The sequence below is a fragment of the Pseudomonas sp. YY-1 genome, assembly GCF_002843095.1.
In the GTDB taxonomy this organism is placed as follows: domain Bacteria; phylum Pseudomonadota; class Gammaproteobacteria; order Pseudomonadales; family Pseudomonadaceae; genus Aquipseudomonas; species Aquipseudomonas sediminis_A.
The window spans coordinates 283,100-298,856 of record NZ_PJLX01000005.1; the positions used below are offsets into that span (position 1 = coordinate 283,100).

The window sequence follows — 15,757 nt, forward strand, 5'->3', positions numbered from 1 at the left end:
GAACGGTCTTAGCGTGTAGCTGGCATCAGCCGGGGCTGTGCTGGGACTCGGGCCTGGTCGGTTGGTTCAACAATGGTGCAGGTAACGTCTTAACGTAACCTTAGGTGCCGGTCACGGCGCCCTGTAACAGCCAGCCTTGGCAGTTGCAGTTGCCTGCAGACTTTCTCGTTACCTGGCGAAAAGGTGCGAGGTAGAGCCACTTCCTGGTGGGGGTAATGCGGATGGAGCGAGGTATTGCGGATAAAGCACTGCCGGCACTGGGCCGGCAGTCGTTTACTCAGGCAATAGCTGTGCCGAGACCTTTGGCGCCATCGGCGAATATCTGGCGATAGCCCTGCAGCACTTGTTGCCAGTCGGCATCGGACCAGGAGCTATGGCGTCGTAGCTGCGGCAGGTCATGCTGAGCGGCCTGCACGCGGGTCAGGCGGCGACGGCTTTTTTCCAGATCGAGCAGGGCCACCTGCGGCGTTTCGCCGTCGATGCGCACGAAGATGTGTTTGGCGTACAGACAACCGTGCTGCCAGCGTCCCAGGTGCATGCGTGCCAGAGTCGCACCAACCAGTTGCAGCAACTGGGCATGCACTGCCTCGCCGCACGTTTCACGGCCGCCCTGGGCATACCAGAGCTCGATGTTCTCGAAGCCTTCCAATGCCTCGGTTACCAGCAGGCCGCGCCAGCCTTGCTGCTGGTCATAATCGATACCGCAATAGATCATCCGCGGCACCATCACGCCCAGAGAGGGCAGGGCCTGCAGGGCTTTGCGTTCGCGCAGGACTGTGGGGCGCCCCTGCGGGTGCAGCAGGCTGCGGTAGATATGGCCGATCTGTTTCTTGGCGTAGAGCACGCCGGTTTCATCCAGCAGACGCTGCACACCACTTTCGCCGCCGCGACGAACGTTGGGCTCTTCGACCCAATCACCTTGCTGTTGCCACCAGTGTTGGAATGCCTGCTGGGGAATTTCGCTCGTGCTGCAAAGGGCCATGTTTTTCTTCTTCTATTGGAGGTTTGCGCAGTGCTCGTCTCGTGAACGCGTACTACGTTGTTCAGGCTTGTAACAAAACATAAGCAAACAACGTTCCCGAGTCCACAGGAAATGTCTGTGAACTTCCGATCGGTCTGACTGCTTCGCGGGCAATAAAAAACCCCGCGACGGGCGCGGGGTTTCTTGTGCTGCGTGGGAGCCGGTCGGCTTACATCATGCCGCCCATGCCACCCATACCGCCCATGCCACCCATATCAGGCATGGCTGGAGCCTTGTCGTCAGCCGCTTCGGCAACCATGGCCTCGGTGGTGATCATCAGGCCGCCGATGGAAGCAGCAGCTTGCAGCGCCGAGCGGGTCACCTTGGCCGGATCGAGAATACCCATCTCGATCATGTCGCCGTAGGTGTCGGTCGCGGCGTTGAAGCCGAAGTTGCCCGAACCCTGCTTGACCTTGTCGACCACTACGCTCGGCTCGCCGCCGGCGTTGGCAACGATCTGACGCAGCGGCGCTTCGACAGCGCGACGCAGCAGAGCGATACCGACGTTCTGGTCTTCGTTGTCGCCTTTCAGGCCGTCGATGGCCTGCAGGGCACGTACCAGGGCTACACCGCCGCCAGGTACCACGCCTTCTTCGACGGCTGCGCGGGTAGCGTGCAGGGCGTCTTCAACGCGGGCTTTCTTCTCTTTCATCTCGACTTCGGTGGCAGCGCCAACCTTGATCACGGCAACACCGCCAGCCAGCTTGGCCAGACGCTCTTGCAGCTTCTCTTTGTCGTAGTCGGAAGAGGTTTCTTCGACCTGCTTGCGGATCTGTGCAACGCGGGCTTCGATGTCGACCTGGGCACCAGCACCATCGATGATGGTGGTGTTGTCCTTGTTCAGCACGACGCGCTTGGCGTTACCCAGGTGCTCCAGAGTGGCGCTTTCCAGGGACAGGCCAACTTCTTCGGAGATGACGGTACCGCCGGTCAGGATGGCGATGTCCTGCAGCATGGCCTTGCGGCGGTCGCCGAAGCCCGGAGCCTTGACGGCAGCGACTTTGACGATGCCACGCATGTTGTTGACGACCAGGGTAGCCAGCGCTTCGCCTTCGACGTCTTCAGCCACGATCAGCAGCGGACGGCCAGCCTTGGCAACGGCTTCCAGAACCGGCAGCAGTTCGCGGATGTTGGAGATCTTCTTGTCGACCAGCAGCAGCAGCGGGCCTTCGAGCTCGGCAACCATGGTGTCCGGCTTGTTGATGAAGTACGGAGACAGGTAGCCGCGGTCGAACTGCATGCCTTCTACGACGGACAGTTCGTTTTCCAGGCCCGAGCCTTCTTCAACGGTGATGACGCCTTCTTTACCGACCTTGTCCATGGCTTCGGCGATGATGTCACCGATGGAGCTGTCGGAGTTGGCGGAGATGGTGCCTACTTGGGCGATGGCCTTGGAGTCGGCGCATGGCTTGGCCAGGTCTTTCAGCTGAGCAACGATGGCGGTGGTCGCCTTGTCGATGCCGCGCTTCAGGTCCATCGGGTTCATGCCGGCAGCGACGGACTTCAGGCCTTCGTTGACGATGGCTTGAGCCAGTACGGTAGCGGTGGTGGTGCCGTCACCGGCAGCGTCGTTGGCCTTGGAGGCAACGTCTTTGACCAGTTGGGCGCCCATGTTTTCGAAGGCGTCTTTCAGTTCGATTTCCTTGGCAACCGACACACCGTCTTTGGTGATGGTCGGGGCACCGAAGGATTTGGCCAGCACCACGTTACGGCCTTTCGGGCCGAGGGTAGCTTTGACAGCGTCGGCCAGTACGTTGACGCCAACGAGCATTTTCTTACGGGCGGAATCGCCAAACTTGACTTCTTTAGCAGCCATGTTGATCAGTCCTCAAATTCTTGAAGGTTAAACGGAGATTCGTGGGAATCAGGCTTCGACGACAGCGAGGATTTCGTTCTCGCCCATTACCAGCAGGTCTTCGCCGTCGACTTTGACGGTGTTGCTGCCGGAGTACGGGCCGAATACCACCTTGTCACCGACCTTGACGGCCAGCGGACGGACTTCGCCGTTATCCAGAACCTTACCGGTACCGACGGCAACGACTTCACCCTGGTTCGGCTTCTCGGCGGCCGAGCCCGGCAGCACGATGCCGCCTGCGGTTTTGGTCTCTTCTTCGCTGCGACGGATCACGACGCGGTCATGCAGAGGACGAAGCTTCATTGTCGATCTCTCCTAACAATTGAATGGCCAACTTGCCGACTCTTGATTGGTCGGCGGGTTTGTAAAATCCGGCGAGGCCGGGCGCGGCACGCTGGGCGCACCGCGAAAGTCGGACTGCCTCAGGGGCAGGCACCTTGCGGTGACTGCTACATGTGGGCGGGCAAGGGCATTTCAAGGGGCGGGGATGAAATTTTTTGTGCTGCTGAGAGGGGCGAACATGTGTAGGAGCCGGCTTGCCGGCGATCAGCCAGAGAGGAATCGCCGGCAAGCCGGCTCCTGCAGAACTGTAGGGATCAGTCGCGGCGCTCGTACTCGCCTTCGAGCACGTTGGGGTTGGTCTTGCCGGTGCGGGCGGCCTGGTCATCGAAGAAGGCGCGCTGACGCAGGGCCTGCTCCTCGGCACGGCGGCGAATCTTGCCAACCAAAAGGCGACGGGTGAACGGAATCAGGCAGAGCACGCCGAAGATGTCGCTGATGAAACCCGGCAACAGCAGCAGGCCACCGCCGACGGCGATCAACAGGCCTTCGAGCATTTCCTGCTCGGGCAGCTCGCCACGCGAGAGTTTTTCACGGGCGCGCCAGGCAGTGGCCACCCCGGCGACTCGCAGCAGCACGCTGCCGAGAATCGCGGTGCCGATGATCAGCAGCAGGGTGGGCAGCACGCCAATCGCGCTGCCGACCTTGATCAGCAGGGCCAGCTCGATGATCGGGAACAGCAGGAAGAGAAACAAAAAGGCGCGCATTTCAGTGGGTCCTTGGCGGAAGTGGGCTTCCAGTAGGAGTTAAGTATGGGGTGATGGCCTGAATTCAAGCTGAAGGCGCACCACTGGTCGGCCAGCTCTCGGCGCGAGCCAGCATCACCAGGGCTTCGCGTACCTGCCCCGGGTTGTTGCAGGATGTTGGAAAGGCCAGCCAGTAGAGGCTCTGGCCGATGCGCAGGTGGAAGCCTTCGGTGTCGACGCCGGCCATTTGCGCCGGTTCGTGTTGCGGCAGGCCGGCCAGTTCGACGTAATGTGCAATGGCCTTGGCATGGTCTTCGTTCATGTGCTCGACCATGCTCGTTTCGCTGCCGTCCGTCGCAAAGGGGTTGGCCAGGTTTACCTGGTCGAGCCAGTGAATGGCCCCGAATCCGCCGATGAAGCGCCAGCGCACCGGCTCCAGTCGCCAGAAATCGAAATCATGCGCCCGGTGGTAGTCGCGCGATTGGGGGAAAAAGCGGTAATAACGCTGTGCGGCCGCTTCGATTTCGTTCTCGTCATGCAACTGTCGTGCTTCGGCGAGCAAAGTGAGGCGGCCGACCGCCTGTACATCCTCTGCGCCACGTTCGCCGACCAATAGCGAACATTTGGCGTCCTGCCCGAGGTTATGGGTGTGCTGGGCGATACGGCTGATCAGGATCAGCGGCCGGCCCTCGGCGTCCAGGCAGTAGGGCACCACCGATCCAAAAGGGAAACCCGGCATGGCCTTGGAGTGGGTGCTGAGCACGCCACGGTATTCCTTGAGCAGCAATTCTCGTGCATGCTTGCCGGCTTTCACGCTCACCTTATGACTCCTCGCAAAGAATCCGTCAGAAACGGACAGACGCCCTAGCATAGCGGTTAGCGGGCATCAGCGGGGTCGGTAAATGCTGCACCTTGAGGGGATAAAGCGATGCAACTGAAAGACAAAGTCATCATCATCACTGGCGGTTGCCAGGGACTGGGCCGCGCCATGGGTGAGTACCTGGCGGCCAAGGGCGCCAAGCTGGCGCTGGTCGATCTGAATCAGGAAAAGCTCGACGAAGCCGTGGCTGCCTGCAAGGCTGCCGGTGGCGATGCCCGCAGCTACCTGTGCAACGTTGCCGATGAAGAGCAGGTGACCCATATGGTCGCCCAGGTGGCCGACGACTTCGGCGCCATCAACGGCCTGGTCAACAACGCCGGCATCCTGCGTGATGGCCTGACCATCCGCGTGAAAGATGGCGAGATGACCAAGATGAGCCTGGCGCAGTGGCAGGCGGTGATCGATGTCAACCTGACCGGCGTGTTCCTCTGCACTCGCGAAGTAGCGGCGAAGATGATCGAGCTGAAGAACGAGGGTGCGATCGTCAACATCTCCTCCATTTCCCGCGCGGGCAACATGGGCCAGGCCAACTACTCCGCTGCCAAGGCGGGTGTCGCTGCCGACACCGTGGTCTGGGCCAAGGAGCTGGCGCGTTATGGCATTCGCGTCGCAGGCGTGGCGCCGGGCTTCATCGAGACCGAGATGACCGGCAGCATGAAGCCGGAAGCCCTGGAGAAGATGACCTCGGGTATTCCGCTCAAGCGCATGGGCAAGCCGGCCGAGATCGCGCATTCGGTGGCCTACATTCTGGAAAACGACTACTACACCGGCCGTATTCTGGAGCTGGACGGCGGCCTGCGTCTGTAATCCGCCAGGCCTGAACGAAAAACGCCCCGACTGGTTCGGGGCGTTTTTGTTTCTGGTAGCTGGTGCGCACGGCCTAGGCGGCCCCGCGACACCCTACGGGCATGATGCGCGCGACTTTCCGTAGGGTGCGCCGTGCGCACCGATGGTCTTAATGCGTACGAGCGACGGCGAAACGGCTCAATTCGATCAGTGCATCGCGATATTCGCCGGCCGGCAGCACTTCCAGGCAGGCAATGGCGCGTTCGGCGTAGTCGCGAGCGAGCTGTGCGGTGTACTCCAGAGCACCGGCAGCATCCACGGCGGCGCGGATGCTTTCCAGGTCTTCGATGCCGCCTTTCTGAATCGCGCGGCGTACCAGAGCAGCCTGCTCTTCGGTGCCTTCGCGCATGGTGTAGATCAGTGGCAGGGTCGGCTTACCCTCGGCGAGATCGTCACCGACGTTCTTGCCCAGTTCGGCTGCATCGCCCTTGTAGTCGAGCAGGTCGTCGACCAACTGGAAGGCGATACCCAGATGGTCGCCGAAGGTACGCAGGGCTTCGCGCTGTGCCTCGTTGGCTTCGGCCAGGGCGGCGGCGGCGTGAGTCGAGGCCTCGAACAGCATCGCGGTCTTGCCGCGAATGACTTCCATATAGGTCTCTTCGGTGGTGCTGGCGTCGCGCACCTTGGACAGCTGCAGCACTTCGCCTTCGGCGATCACGCGGGTGGCGTGGGAGAGAATCTTCATCACGGGCATGGAGCCGAGCTCGACCATCATTTCGAACGAGCGTGAATAAAGGAAGTCGCCCACCAGTACGCTTGGTGCGTTGCCCCATTGGGCGTTGGCGGTGCTGCGGCCGCGGCGCATGTCGGACATGTCGACCACGTCGTCATGCAGCAGGGTGGCGGTGTGCAGGAATTCGATGGTGGCGGCCAGCAGGCGCAGATCGTCGGCCTGGTAACCCAGGGCGCGACCGCTGAGCAGCACCAGCAATGGGCGCAGGCGCTTGCCGCCAGCGGAGATGATATAGTCGCCGATCTTCTCCACCAGCGGCACGCGGGAAACCACCTGTTGGCGAATGATGCCATCGACGGCGGTGAAATCGTCCGCTACCACGCGGTAGAAAGCCTGGGGTTGCATCGGCGACTGGTGCTCCTTTGAGGTTGCGCGGCATGCTAGGTGGCGGGGTAGGGGCTGTCAAGGTAAGCACGGGCGCCCCTTGCGAAGCGTTCGGCGCTTGCGTACAATCGCGCACCCTGAACTTTCCCCCTGGGTATTTCCCTGCCTTACGCAATTGCAAGGGTGTCACTTCCGGCCCCTAGCAGCCATGCCAGCCAATAACGACTTTTCTAAAGCGCTGGGTGAGCAGGATCAACGGAGATTTACCATGTACGCAGTAATTGTTACTGGTGGCAAGCAATACAAAGTCACCGAAGGCGAATTCCTCAAGATCGAGAAACTCGAAGTCGCCACCGGCGAAGCCGTGACTTTCGATCGCGTTCTGCTGATCGGCAATGGCGACGACGTTCAGATCGGCGCTCCGGTCGTAGACGGCGCTAAAGTGGTTGCCGAAGTCGTGTCGCAAGGCCGTCACGATAAAGTGCGCATCATCAAGTTCCGCCGTCGTAAGCACCACATGAAGCGTCAGGGCCACCGTCAGTGGTTCACTGAGATCAAAATCACCGGTATCCAGGCCTGATTCGTCGGCCCCGATCCTTTATAGGAGTATTGACTCATGGCACACAAAAAAGCTGGCGGTTCTACCCGTAACGGCCGCGATTCCGAAAGTAAACGCCTTGGCGTGAAAATGTATGGTGGTCAGGTCATCAAGGCCGGCAACATCATCGTTCGTCAGCGCGGCACCGAGTTCCATGCCGGTTTCGGCGTGGGCATGGGCAAAGACCACACCCTCTTCGCTAAAGTCGAAGGCGTGGTCAAGTTCGAAGTGAAGGGCGCTTTCGGCCGTCGCTACGTGAGCGTCGTTCAGGCCTAATCGCCTACGCGCTGGAAAAGCCCTGTCCGTAGGACGGGGCTTTTTTGTTTCTGTATCCTTGGGTTCTTGCCCGATCACCCATAACGCCACGCTGTTTGCGTGGGGTCATCCGGCAAGGGCCTTTACGTTGTTCTGTTGACCCGCAGCGCTTGCGGGAGGCGTATTCATGAAATTTGTCGACGAAGTTTCGATTTTTGTAAAAGCCGGTGACGGCGGTAACGGCATGATGGCCTTCCGTCGCGAGAAATTCATCGAGAAGGGCGGCCCCAACGGCGGCGATGGTGGCGACGGCGGCTCGGTATTCCTCGAGGCCGATGCCAACCTCAACACCCTGATCGATTACCGCTATACGCGCAAATTCAATGCGCAGAATGGCGAGAAGGGCGGCAGCACCGATTGCACCGGGGCCAAGGGCGAGGATCTGATTCTGCCGGTGCCGGTCGGCACCACGGTGATCGACGTGGCCACCCAGGAAGTGATTGGTGATCTGGTCAAAGCCGGTCAACGCTTGATGGTTGCCCAAGGCGGCTGGCACGGCCTGGGCAACACCCGCTTCAAGTCCAGCACCAACCGTGCGCCGCGCCAGACCACGCCAGGCAAGCCGGGCGAGTCGCGTGATCTCAAGCTGGAGCTGAAAGTGCTGGCCGATGTCGGCCTGCTCGGCCTGCCTAATGCCGGCAAGAGCACCTTCATTCGCGCGGTTTCCGCCGCCAAGCCGAAGGTCGCTGACTACCCCTTCACCACCCTGGTGCCGAACCTGGGTGTGGTCAGTGTCGACCGCTTCAAGAGCTTCGTCGTCGCCGACATTCCGGGGCTGATCGAAGGCGCCTCCGACGGTGCTGGCCTGGGTATTCGCTTCCTCAAGCACTTGGCGCGTACCCGCCTGTTGCTGCACCTGGTGGACATGGCGCCGCTGGACGAGAGCGATCCGGCCGAGGCTGCGCAGGTGATCATCGACGAGCTGGGTCGCTTCAGCCCGGCGCTGGCCGAGCGTGATCGCTGGCTGGTGCTGAACAAGATGGACCAGGTGCCCGAAGACGAGCGCGAGGCGCGCAAGGCCGATATCGTTGCCCGCCTGAACTGGCAGGGTCCGGTTTATGTGGTCTCGGCCATCAGCCGCGACGGCACCGAGCGCATCAGCCGCGACATCATGCATTACCTGGAAGTGCGTGCCGAGCGCATCGCTGAAGACCCGGTATTCGCCGAAGAGCTGGCCGAGCTGGATCAGCGCATCGAAGACGAGGCGCGTGCCCGTCTGCAGGCGCTGGACGATCAGCGCGCGCTGCGTAAATCCGGTGTGCGCAGTGTCGACGATATCGACGAGGACGATGACTTCCTCGACGAAGAAGACGACGATGGCCCGGAAATCATTTACGTCCGGGATTAAGCAAGTTTCCAACGCCGCTTAATTGCGGCGTTTTTGTAGGTGGGGTGGACCCCATCATTTTCTGGCTAAGGTTGGAAGATCATGCGTGACAAGGTGACCGGCGCGCGGCGCTGGGTGGTGAAGATCGGCAGTGCGCTGCTGACCGCTGACGGGCGTGGCCTGGATCGTGCGGCCATGGCAGTGTGGGTCAAGCAGATGGTCGCGCTGCGTGAGCAGGGCGTGGAACTGGTGCTGGTGTCCTCCGGCGCTGTGGCGGCCGGTATGAGCCGCCTGGGCTGGACCAGTCGACCTAGTGCGATGCACGAGCTGCAGGCTGCCGCCGCGATCGGTCAAATGGTGCTGGTGCAGGCCTGGGAATCCAGTTTTGCCGAGCACGGCCGCCGTACTGCACAGATTCTCCTGACACACGATGATCTGTCCGACCGCAAACGCTACCTGAACGCGCGCAGCACCTTGCGCACGCTGGTCGATCTCGACGTGGTGCCGGTGATCAACGAGAACGACACGGTGGTCACTGACGAGATTCGCTTTGGCGACAACGACACTTTGGCCGCCTTGGTGGCCAACCTGGTCGAAGCCGATCTGCTGGTTATCCTCACCGATCGCGACGGTATGTTTGATGCCGACCCGCGTCACAATCCCGATGCCAAGCTGATTCACGAGGCCCGTGCGGATGACCCGGCGCTGGATGCAGTGGCCGGTGGTGTCGGTGGCGCACTGGGTCGTGGTGGCATGCAGACCAAGCTGCGTGCATCGCGTCTGGCTGCGCGCTCCGGCGCGCATACCGTTATCGTCGGCGGCGCCATCGAGCAGGTGCTGGCCCGCCTCAAAGGCGGCGAGCGCCTGGGTACGTTGTTGGCCCCCGAGCGTGGCCTGCTGGCAGCGCGCAAGCAGTGGCTGGCTGGCCACCTGCAAACGCGCGGTACCCTGGTGCTGGATGCTGGGGCGGTGAAGGCGTTGAGCCAGGATCGCAAGAGCCTGCTGCCGGTGGGCGTGAAGGCGGTGCAGGGCAGTTTCCGCCGCGGCGAGATGGTGGTCTGCGTATCGCCTGACGGCCGCGAGATTGCCCGTGGCCTGGTCAACTACAGTGCGCTGGAGGCGCAGAAGATCATCGGTCAGCCGTCCGATGCCATCGAGAAGCTGCTGGGCTATGTCGATGAGCCGGAGTTGGTGCACCGGGATAATCTCATCCTGGTTTGAACGCGAAAGGAGAGGGCGATGAACCTGTTCAAGGGATGTGTGCTGAGCCTGCTGGTGCTACCCGGTCTGGCACTGGCCGAAACCATCGGTGAGGTATCGACGGTATTCAAATGGGTAGGGCCGAACGACAAGATCGTCGTCGAAGCTTTCGATGACCCCAAGGTCGACGGTGTGACCTGCTACTTGTCGCGCGCCAAGACAGGCGGCGTGAAGGGTGGCTTGGGTCTGGCCGAGGATCGTGCAGAGGCCTCCATCGCCTGCCGCCAGGTCGGCCCCATTGCCTTCAAGGGCAAGCTCAAGGACGGCGAAGAGGTGTTCAAGGAGCGCACCTCGCTGGTGTTCAAGACCATGCAGGTGGTGCGTTTCTTCGACGCCAAGCGCAACACGCTGGTATATCTGGTCTACAGCGACCGGGTGATCGAGGGCAGCCCGCAGAATGCGGTGACGGCCATTCCGATCCTGCCCTGGGGTCAGCAGTAACCTGAGCAACGCCCATAAAAAACCGCCCCGGAGGGCGGTTTTTTTGTGCGTGACGATCAGGCGCTGGGTGTATCGAGCTGCAGGCGCTGGTTCGATTGCGTCTGTACCTGGCGATAGCGCTCGGCGTCGTGGGACAGAACCTCGGCCATGGCCGGGAAGATCTCATCCAGCTTGGTGCGCCAGCCTTCGCTCTTGGCTTGCTCGGGGAAGCAGCGACGGATCAGGTCGAGCATGATCGACACGGTCACCGAAGCGCCCGGCGAGGCGCCGAGCAGGGCAGCGATGGTGCCATCTGCAGCGGCCACCAGTTCGGTGCCGAACTGCAGGATGCCGCCGTTCTTGCTGTCTTTCTTGATGATCTGCACGCGTTGGCCGGCCACTTCCAGGCGCCAGTCCTCGGCCTTGGCTTCCGGGTAAAAGCCGCGCAGGGTGTTCAGACGCTGCTCTTCGGACTGCATCACTTCCTTGATCAGGTAACGGGTCAGATCCAGGTTGTCGCGCGCCACCGCCAGCATCGGGCCGAGGTTGTTGGGGCGTACCGACAGCGGCAGGTCGAGGAATGAACCGTACTTGAGGAACTTGGTGGTGAAGCCGGCGTAAGGGCCGAACAGCAGGGATTTCTTGCCGTCCACTACGCGAGTGTCGAGGTGCGGCACGGACATCGGCGGTGAGCCGACGGCAGCCTGGCTGTAGACCTTGGCCTGGTGCTGCTTGACGATCTCAGGGTTGTCGCAACGCAGCCACTGACCACTCACCGGGAAGCCGCCAAAGCCTTTGCCTTCGGGGATGCCGGACAGTTGCAGCAGTGGCAGTGCGCCGCCGCCAGCTCCAAGGAAGACGAACTTGCTCTTGAGCTTGCGCGTGGCGCCGGAGCGGGTGTCCTTGATGTCCACCAGCCAGCCGTCACCGTCGCGTTTGAGGTCGGTGACCTTCTGGTTGCAGGTGACCTTGGCGTGGGGTTGGGTGGTCAGGTAGGCGAGCATCTGTTCGGTGACCGCGCCGAAGTTGACATCGGTACCGGCTTGCACGCGGGTCATCGCCAGCGGCTCGCCACTGTCGCGGCCCGGGATCAGCAGCGGCGCCCACTCGGCGATGGTGGCACGATCTTCGGTGTACTCCATCTCGGTGAAGGCGTGGTGCTGGCGCAGTGCCTCGAAACGCTTCTTGAGGAAGGCGATACCGCTGTTGCCGCGCACAAAACTCATGTGCGGGACTGGGTTGATGAAGGTCTTCGGCGAGTTGATCGCGCCTTTTTCGATCAGGTAGGCCCAGAACTGTTTGGACTCCTCGAATTGGGCGTTGATGTTCACCGACTTCTTGATGTCGATGCTGCCGTCAGCGCCTTCCGGGGTGTAGTTCAGCTCGCACAGGGCCGCGTGACCGGTGCCGGCGTTGTTCCAGGGGTTGGAGCTTTCCACTGCGCCGGACTCGCGCAGCTCCACCACTTCCAGGGTGATGCCGGGGTTGAGTTCCTTGAGCAGTACGCCCAGGGTCGCGCTCATGATGCCGGCACCAACCAGCACCACATCTACGCTTTGGGAATCGTTGTGCGCCATTAACCTCTCTCCAAGAAAAACTGCACCAGATGGACGGCCGTTCGGCCTTTCAGGGCGATACCGGCAGACTCAGGCGTGATGCCCTGTCGTTCGGCGGGGAGGGTCAAGGCTGGGATTTGCGGACGCAAAACTGTTCATCTGTTCGCCACACTCTTGTGAAGTTTGTAAAAACCGTCTTTTTCACGCTCTTTTGGAGCGGTGAACCTCAAAAGCTCGACTGCCTCGGCGCGCTTTTGCCCGTGCAAATCATGCAATGCATGGCTGCATAACTGCTCTGCATATGGGCTGAAAGCGGCTGGCCGGAAGCGGCAGCTCGAAGTGGGCGACTCTCTGGGGCGGGGCGATGACGTTGCATCGGCGAGGTCGTTCGGCCCGATCAGGAGACGTCCTTATAATCGGGGCGTGATTATAACGGTGAATGAGGGGAAATTGAGCCCCTGCGTGACTTTTATTCTTTCACCGGTCAGGCCGCCAACGGGCGGGCTGCTGATGCGTGTGTGGCGACCGGGGTGAGTCGGGCACCGGCGGGCAGTGGGGCGCCCAGCCAGGAGATGCTCGGTTCGCGAATTTCCACCCACCCCGCCTGGATCGGGTGTTCCTGCATCTGCCGCAGCGCACAGCAAACGCCACGATCATCGATCAGGGCAAAATGGCGCATCGGACGAGCGTGGCTGAACAGGCGGCGCAACAGCATGGCGAAGGCTCCAGCGTGGTGACAGGTACTTTATGCCAGCGCGCGGTGACAGGCTGATGACAGGAACCGCAGCGATATGCCAACGGTCCTATGCAGCGCTACTGTCGGCCTCAGGCCGCGCTGGTTATACTGCCGGCCACTTTTACCTCACTCGGAGAGATGAGCATGCTGCACCGTGCGTTGATCGCCTTGCTTGCTGCCGCCAGCCTGACTCTGGCCGGTTGCGCCCTCAGCCCTCAGCAACTCACCCCACAACCCAAGCTGACCAGTTCGCTGACCCCAGTCGGCCAGGGTCAGCCGGTGGTGGTGCGCGTGGTCGACGGCCGTCCTTCGCCGGTGCTTGGCACCCGCGGCGGTCTGTATCCAGAGACCAGCTCCATCAGCGTCAACCCCGATTATGTGCTGCCCAAGCTGCAGGCTGAGGCCGAAGCGGCTGTACGTCTGCTCGGCTTCACCCCGTCGGCCAATGCTTATAACGCGCCACAGTTGACCATCACCCTGGCGGACCTCAAGTATCAGTCGCCGAAAGAGGGCATGTACGTCACCGAGGCGGATATCTCGGCCTCGATCCGTGCCGACGTGCAGGGCGGCAGCCGCCGCTATACCGGCCGTTACGGTGCCTCGCTGAACCAGCGCTTCGGCACCGCCCCCAACCAGCAGACCAACAGCAAGCTGGTGGGTGACGTGCTCAGCGACGCGCTGACTCGTGCGTTCAAGGACCCGACCATCGGCCAGGTACTGCTGCAGTAATTCGGCGCATCGTTATAAAAACGCCCCGCATTGCGGGGCGTTTTCATTTGTCCTGGGTCTTCATGCTGCTTCGGCGTAGAACTCCGGCAGGCTCATGCCGGTACGGTTGTCGATATCCGGCAGGTCGTAATGCTCATGGCCGCCAAGGGCGCAGTACACCAGCCAGTGCTGGTCCTGCACGTTGAAAGAAAGCTCGTCGACCACGGCGTCCACTTCATCCAGCGAGTCGATCAGGTAATCGCGGTCCAGCGGTTGAGAATTGAGCATGGCAGGTCCTCCAGGGACATTGAGGTTTGGCTCCAGCAACAGTCGTGACTGTTTGGTCACTCTTGGAGATACAAACCCTAGGCCAGGCATATGACAGTTTTCAGACGATTTCGGGATAGCGGGCCGCGTTCGTCGGAAACGAACCTTATAAAAGAGGTATTTCAGTACACTGCGCGACGACTTTTCGAGGGTCGAGACGCACCGCTTCTCGGCCAAAATCCCCATTCTGGTGCGGTGGCGAGGTTGCTGCACCATGCTGTTCTCGAGGTGTTGCATGTCGCTGCAGATGTTGTGGTCACTGTTCCTCGCCCATCCGGCCGGGGCAGTCAATTCGCTGGCATTGTTCTTCGCGTTGGCGGGTGCCTGGCTGTGCCTGATGACTCACTTGCGCGAGCAGCGCGGTGTGGCGCGAGTGCTGGCGCAAGGCGAGCTGGATGAAGCCGAGGTTCAGGACGAGCGTACCCTGCGGATCAACCGCTTCTTCTATCGCTTCGGTGGCATTTGCCTGGGTGCAGCCCTGGTGCTGTCCTGGTTCAGTACGCGGCTTTGACGCTTGAGCGATAAATGAAAACGGCAGCCATCGGGCTGCCGTTTTCGTTTGTGGCGATGGCTGCCTCTTACAGGGGCAGGCCTGTCTTGATCCGATACTGGTTTCGCACCGGGTTGGCGTACTGCAGGATCAGGAACGGTTTTTCCTCGTCGCTGCAGGCGGCCAGGCGCTTGTTCCACTGCGCTTCGGCCTTGGCCAGTTCCGCGGCATCGAATACATCGCTTGCTGCCGGCACGTTCAGCTCGGCCTCGCGGCCCTCCCACATGGCGTAGGCCAGGTAGTGCACGGGGAACAGGCGATACTGTCCGAGAATGTGACGATCCATCTCCTGGGCAAGCTGCTTGGTGTCCTCCAGGCCGGCGACAGGCGGGCTGAAGTGCAGGTGCACGCGGCCTTTGTAGCCGGTGATGCCCAGGGCGATGCTGGCGTCGTCTTCGCCCGGCGCCTTGGTGTAGCTGCCCGTGGCGGCACGCACACAGAGCTCGCGAGCCTTGGCCAGGTCGCAGGGGTCGTACTCGTAGCTGATCGACACCGGGATCAGGTTCAGCGACTCGATCACGTCTGCGAATGGCTCATCCTTGCGGCTCATATGGAACATCTTGAGGATGGCCGAATCGGTACGGTCGTCACCGTCCTTGGCGCGTCCTTCGGCCTGGGCGATCCAGATCGACTCGCCATCTTCGCGGATCGAGTGGTTGATATAGGCCGAGAGCAATTGATAAGCCGCCAGCTTCTCGCGTCGCCCGCTGATAGAGCGGTGCACGATGAAACTCTTGTTCAGGCGCATCAGGTCGCTGACGAAGGGGCGCTGCAACAGGTTGTCGCCGATGGCGATACGTGGCGTCTGCAGGCCTGCATGGTAGACGGCGTAGTTGACGAAGGCCGGGTCCATGACGATATCGCGGTGGTTAGCCAGGTACAGGTAAGGCTTGCCGGGCTGCAGGTGCTCCAGGCCGGAGTAGCTGATGCCATCACTGGCATGCTCGATGGTACGGTCGATGTACGGCTCGATCTTTTCCTGCAGACCAGCGACCGACTCGACGCTGGCGAACTCGCTGCGCAGGCGTGCGGCAATCAGCGGCTTGAGCAGCCAGCCCAATGGCCCTGCCAGGCGCGGAAAGCGGAAACGGGTGAGGGTACCGAGAAACGCCGGGTCGGCGAGCAGGCGCGCCAGTACGGGGCGCACTTCTGCATCGGCATAGGGTCGGATGGCATCGAATGCGCCCATCATGCTCTCTTGTTCTAGAACGGCTAAGGTTGGAATGGTGTCTGCTTAACAGGGTGAGCAGTAGACCGGCGATTATAACGCCAAGTC

The 15,757-nt window shown here is 61.5% G+C and carries 18 protein-coding genes; 8 read left to right on the forward strand and 10 right to left on the reverse strand.

The window, feature by feature from the left end:
- Positions 1–277: 277 nt before the first annotated feature.
- The 5 genes from CXP40_RS09935 to CXP40_RS09955 form a co-directional block, all read right to left on the reverse strand.
- On the reverse strand, positions 278–982 hold the full coding sequence (locus CXP40_RS09935) for a lipopolysaccharide kinase InaA family protein (RefSeq protein WP_106733575.1): 705 nt from the start codon (positions 980–982) through the stop codon (positions 278–280).
- A gap of 208 nt (positions 983–1,190) precedes the next feature.
- Complete coding sequence (groL, locus tag CXP40_RS09940; RefSeq protein ID WP_099526159.1) at positions 1,191–2,837, reverse strand: chaperonin GroEL; 1,647 nt, start codon at positions 2,835–2,837, stop codon at positions 1,191–1,193.
- A gap of 48 nt (positions 2,838–2,885) precedes the next feature.
- Complete coding sequence (locus CXP40_RS09945; RefSeq protein ID WP_017675400.1) at positions 2,886–3,179, reverse strand: co-chaperone GroES; 294 nt, start codon at positions 3,177–3,179, stop codon at positions 2,886–2,888.
- 293 nt (positions 3,180–3,472) lie between these two features.
- Positions 3,473–3,922: an FxsA family protein gene (locus CXP40_RS09950; protein WP_106733576.1), complete on the reverse strand. Its 450-nt coding sequence runs from the start codon at positions 3,920–3,922 to the stop codon at positions 3,473–3,475.
- 64 nt (positions 3,923–3,986) lie between these two features.
- Entirely contained in the window at positions 3,987–4,721 is a 735-nt protein-coding gene (locus tag CXP40_RS09955; RefSeq protein WP_106733577.1) for a HugZ family protein, read from the reverse strand.
- A 108-nt stretch (positions 4,722–4,829) separates the two neighbouring features.
- Here CXP40_RS09955 and CXP40_RS09960 point away from each other — a divergent pair, with 108 nt between their 5' ends.
- A complete protein-coding gene (locus CXP40_RS09960; protein ID WP_106733578.1) occupies positions 4,830–5,588 on the forward strand; it encodes an SDR family oxidoreductase in 759 nt (252 codons plus the stop codon).
- A gap of 148 nt (positions 5,589–5,736) precedes the next feature.
- Here the strand turns inward: CXP40_RS09960 and CXP40_RS09965 are convergent, their stop codons facing one another.
- The gene (locus CXP40_RS09965; RefSeq protein WP_099526156.1) at positions 5,737–6,705 is read right to left on the reverse strand and encodes a polyprenyl synthetase family protein; all 969 of its coding nucleotides are present in this window, start codon (positions 6,703–6,705) and stop codon (positions 5,737–5,739) included.
- Positions 6,706–6,952: 247 nt separating this feature from the next.
- Between CXP40_RS09965 and rplU the strand changes: the two genes are divergently transcribed.
- From rplU to CXP40_RS09990, 5 genes are all read left to right on the forward strand, one after another.
- On the forward strand, positions 6,953–7,264 hold the full coding sequence (gene rplU, locus CXP40_RS09970; protein ID WP_004424548.1) for a 50S ribosomal protein L21: 312 nt from the start codon (positions 6,953–6,955) through the stop codon (positions 7,262–7,264).
- Between the two features lie 36 nt (positions 7,265–7,300).
- Positions 7,301–7,558 carry a 50S ribosomal protein L27 gene (gene rpmA / locus CXP40_RS09975; RefSeq protein ID WP_004424545.1) on the forward strand — a complete coding sequence of 86 codons (258 nt, stop codon included), beginning with the start codon at positions 7,301–7,303 and terminating at the stop codon, positions 7,556–7,558.
- Positions 7,559–7,724: 166 nt separating this feature from the next.
- On the forward strand, positions 7,725–8,945 hold the full coding sequence (cgtA, locus tag CXP40_RS09980) for an Obg family GTPase CgtA (RefSeq protein WP_106733579.1): 1,221 nt from the start codon (positions 7,725–7,727) through the stop codon (positions 8,943–8,945).
- 81 nt (positions 8,946–9,026) lie between these two features.
- The gene (gene proB, locus CXP40_RS09985) at positions 9,027–10,145 is read left to right on the forward strand and encodes a glutamate 5-kinase (RefSeq protein ID WP_099526154.1); all 1,119 of its coding nucleotides are present in this window, start codon (positions 9,027–9,029) and stop codon (positions 10,143–10,145) included.
- Between the two features lie 18 nt (positions 10,146–10,163).
- On the forward strand, positions 10,164–10,625 hold the full coding sequence (locus tag CXP40_RS09990; RefSeq protein ID WP_099526153.1) for a CreA family protein: 462 nt from the start codon (positions 10,164–10,166) through the stop codon (positions 10,623–10,625).
- 56 nt (positions 10,626–10,681) lie between these two features.
- Here CXP40_RS09990 and mqo read toward each other — a convergent pair whose 3' ends face one another.
- Entirely contained in the window at positions 10,682–12,181 is a 1,500-nt protein-coding gene (mqo, locus tag CXP40_RS09995) for a malate dehydrogenase (quinone) (RefSeq protein ID WP_106733580.1), read from the reverse strand.
- A 463-nt stretch (positions 12,182–12,644) separates the two neighbouring features.
- Entirely contained in the window at positions 12,645–12,875 is a 231-nt protein-coding gene (locus CXP40_RS10005; protein ID WP_106733582.1) for a hypothetical protein, read from the reverse strand.
- Positions 12,876–13,040: 165 nt separating this feature from the next.
- On the opposite strand from CXP40_RS10005, the gene CXP40_RS10010 reads away from it, so the two are divergent.
- The gene (locus CXP40_RS10010) at positions 13,041–13,625 is read left to right on the forward strand and encodes a YajG family lipoprotein (protein WP_106733583.1); all 585 of its coding nucleotides are present in this window, start codon (positions 13,041–13,043) and stop codon (positions 13,623–13,625) included.
- Between the two features lie 60 nt (positions 13,626–13,685).
- On the opposite strand, the gene CXP40_RS10015 is transcribed toward CXP40_RS10010, so the two are convergent.
- Positions 13,686–13,892 carry a hypothetical protein gene (locus CXP40_RS10015; protein WP_004424534.1) on the reverse strand — a complete coding sequence of 69 codons (207 nt, stop codon included), beginning with the start codon at positions 13,890–13,892 and terminating at the stop codon, positions 13,686–13,688.
- A gap of 274 nt (positions 13,893–14,166) precedes the next feature.
- On the opposite strand from CXP40_RS10015, the gene CXP40_RS10020 reads away from it, so the two are divergent.
- Positions 14,167–14,442, forward strand: coding sequence for a hypothetical protein (locus CXP40_RS10020; RefSeq protein WP_099526148.1), 276 nt, complete (start codon positions 14,167–14,169; stop codon positions 14,440–14,442).
- 67 nt (positions 14,443–14,509) lie between these two features.
- Here CXP40_RS10020 and CXP40_RS10025 read toward each other — a convergent pair whose 3' ends face one another.
- Positions 14,510–15,673, reverse strand: coding sequence for a 1-acyl-sn-glycerol-3-phosphate acyltransferase (locus CXP40_RS10025; protein ID WP_106733584.1), 1,164 nt, complete (start codon positions 15,671–15,673; stop codon positions 14,510–14,512).
- Positions 15,674–15,757: the final 84 nt, after the last annotated feature.

Excerpts from the sequence above, each read along its gene's own strand:
- CXP40_RS09935 (WP_106733575.1), bottom strand. The coding sequence starts at position 982 with ATGGCCCTTTGCAGCACGAGCGAAATTCCCCAGCAGGCATTCCAACAC.
- groL (WP_099526159.1), bottom strand. The coding sequence starts at position 2,837 with ATGGCTGCTAAAGAAGTCAAGTTTGGCGATTCCGCCCGTAAGAAAATG.
- CXP40_RS09945 (WP_017675400.1), bottom strand. The coding sequence starts at position 3,179 with ATGAAGCTTCGTCCTCTGCATGACCGCGTCGTGATCCGTCGCAGCGAA.
- CXP40_RS09950 (WP_106733576.1), bottom strand. The coding sequence starts at position 3,922 with ATGCGCGCCTTTTTGTTTCTCTTCCTGCTGTTCCCGATCATCGAGCTG.
- CXP40_RS09960 (WP_106733578.1), top strand. The coding sequence starts at position 4,830 with ATGCAACTGAAAGACAAAGTCATCATCATCACTGGCGGTTGCCAGGGA.
- CXP40_RS09965 (WP_099526156.1), bottom strand. The coding sequence starts at position 6,705 with ATGCAACCCCAGGCTTTCTACCGCGTGGTAGCGGACGATTTCACCGCC.
- rplU (WP_004424548.1), top strand. The coding sequence starts at position 6,953 with ATGTACGCAGTAATTGTTACTGGTGGCAAGCAATACAAAGTCACCGAA.
- rpmA (WP_004424545.1), top strand. The coding sequence starts at position 7,301 with ATGGCACACAAAAAAGCTGGCGGTTCTACCCGTAACGGCCGCGATTCC.
- cgtA (WP_106733579.1), top strand. The coding sequence starts at position 7,725 with ATGAAATTTGTCGACGAAGTTTCGATTTTTGTAAAAGCCGGTGACGGC.
- proB (WP_099526154.1), top strand. The coding sequence starts at position 9,027 with ATGCGTGACAAGGTGACCGGCGCGCGGCGCTGGGTGGTGAAGATCGGC.
- CXP40_RS09990 (WP_099526153.1), top strand. The coding sequence starts at position 10,164 with ATGAACCTGTTCAAGGGATGTGTGCTGAGCCTGCTGGTGCTACCCGGT.
- mqo (WP_106733580.1), bottom strand. The coding sequence starts at position 12,181 with ATGGCGCACAACGATTCCCAAAGCGTAGATGTGGTGCTGGTTGGTGCC.
- CXP40_RS10005 (WP_106733582.1), bottom strand. The coding sequence starts at position 12,875 with ATGCTGTTGCGCCGCCTGTTCAGCCACGCTCGTCCGATGCGCCATTTT.
- CXP40_RS10010 (WP_106733583.1), top strand. The coding sequence starts at position 13,041 with ATGCTGCACCGTGCGTTGATCGCCTTGCTTGCTGCCGCCAGCCTGACT.
- CXP40_RS10015 (WP_004424534.1), bottom strand. The coding sequence starts at position 13,892 with ATGCTCAATTCTCAACCGCTGGACCGCGATTACCTGATCGACTCGCTG.
- CXP40_RS10020 (WP_099526148.1), top strand. The coding sequence starts at position 14,167 with ATGTCGCTGCAGATGTTGTGGTCACTGTTCCTCGCCCATCCGGCCGGG.
- CXP40_RS10025 (WP_106733584.1), bottom strand. The coding sequence starts at position 15,673 with ATGATGGGCGCATTCGATGCCATCCGACCCTATGCCGATGCAGAAGTG.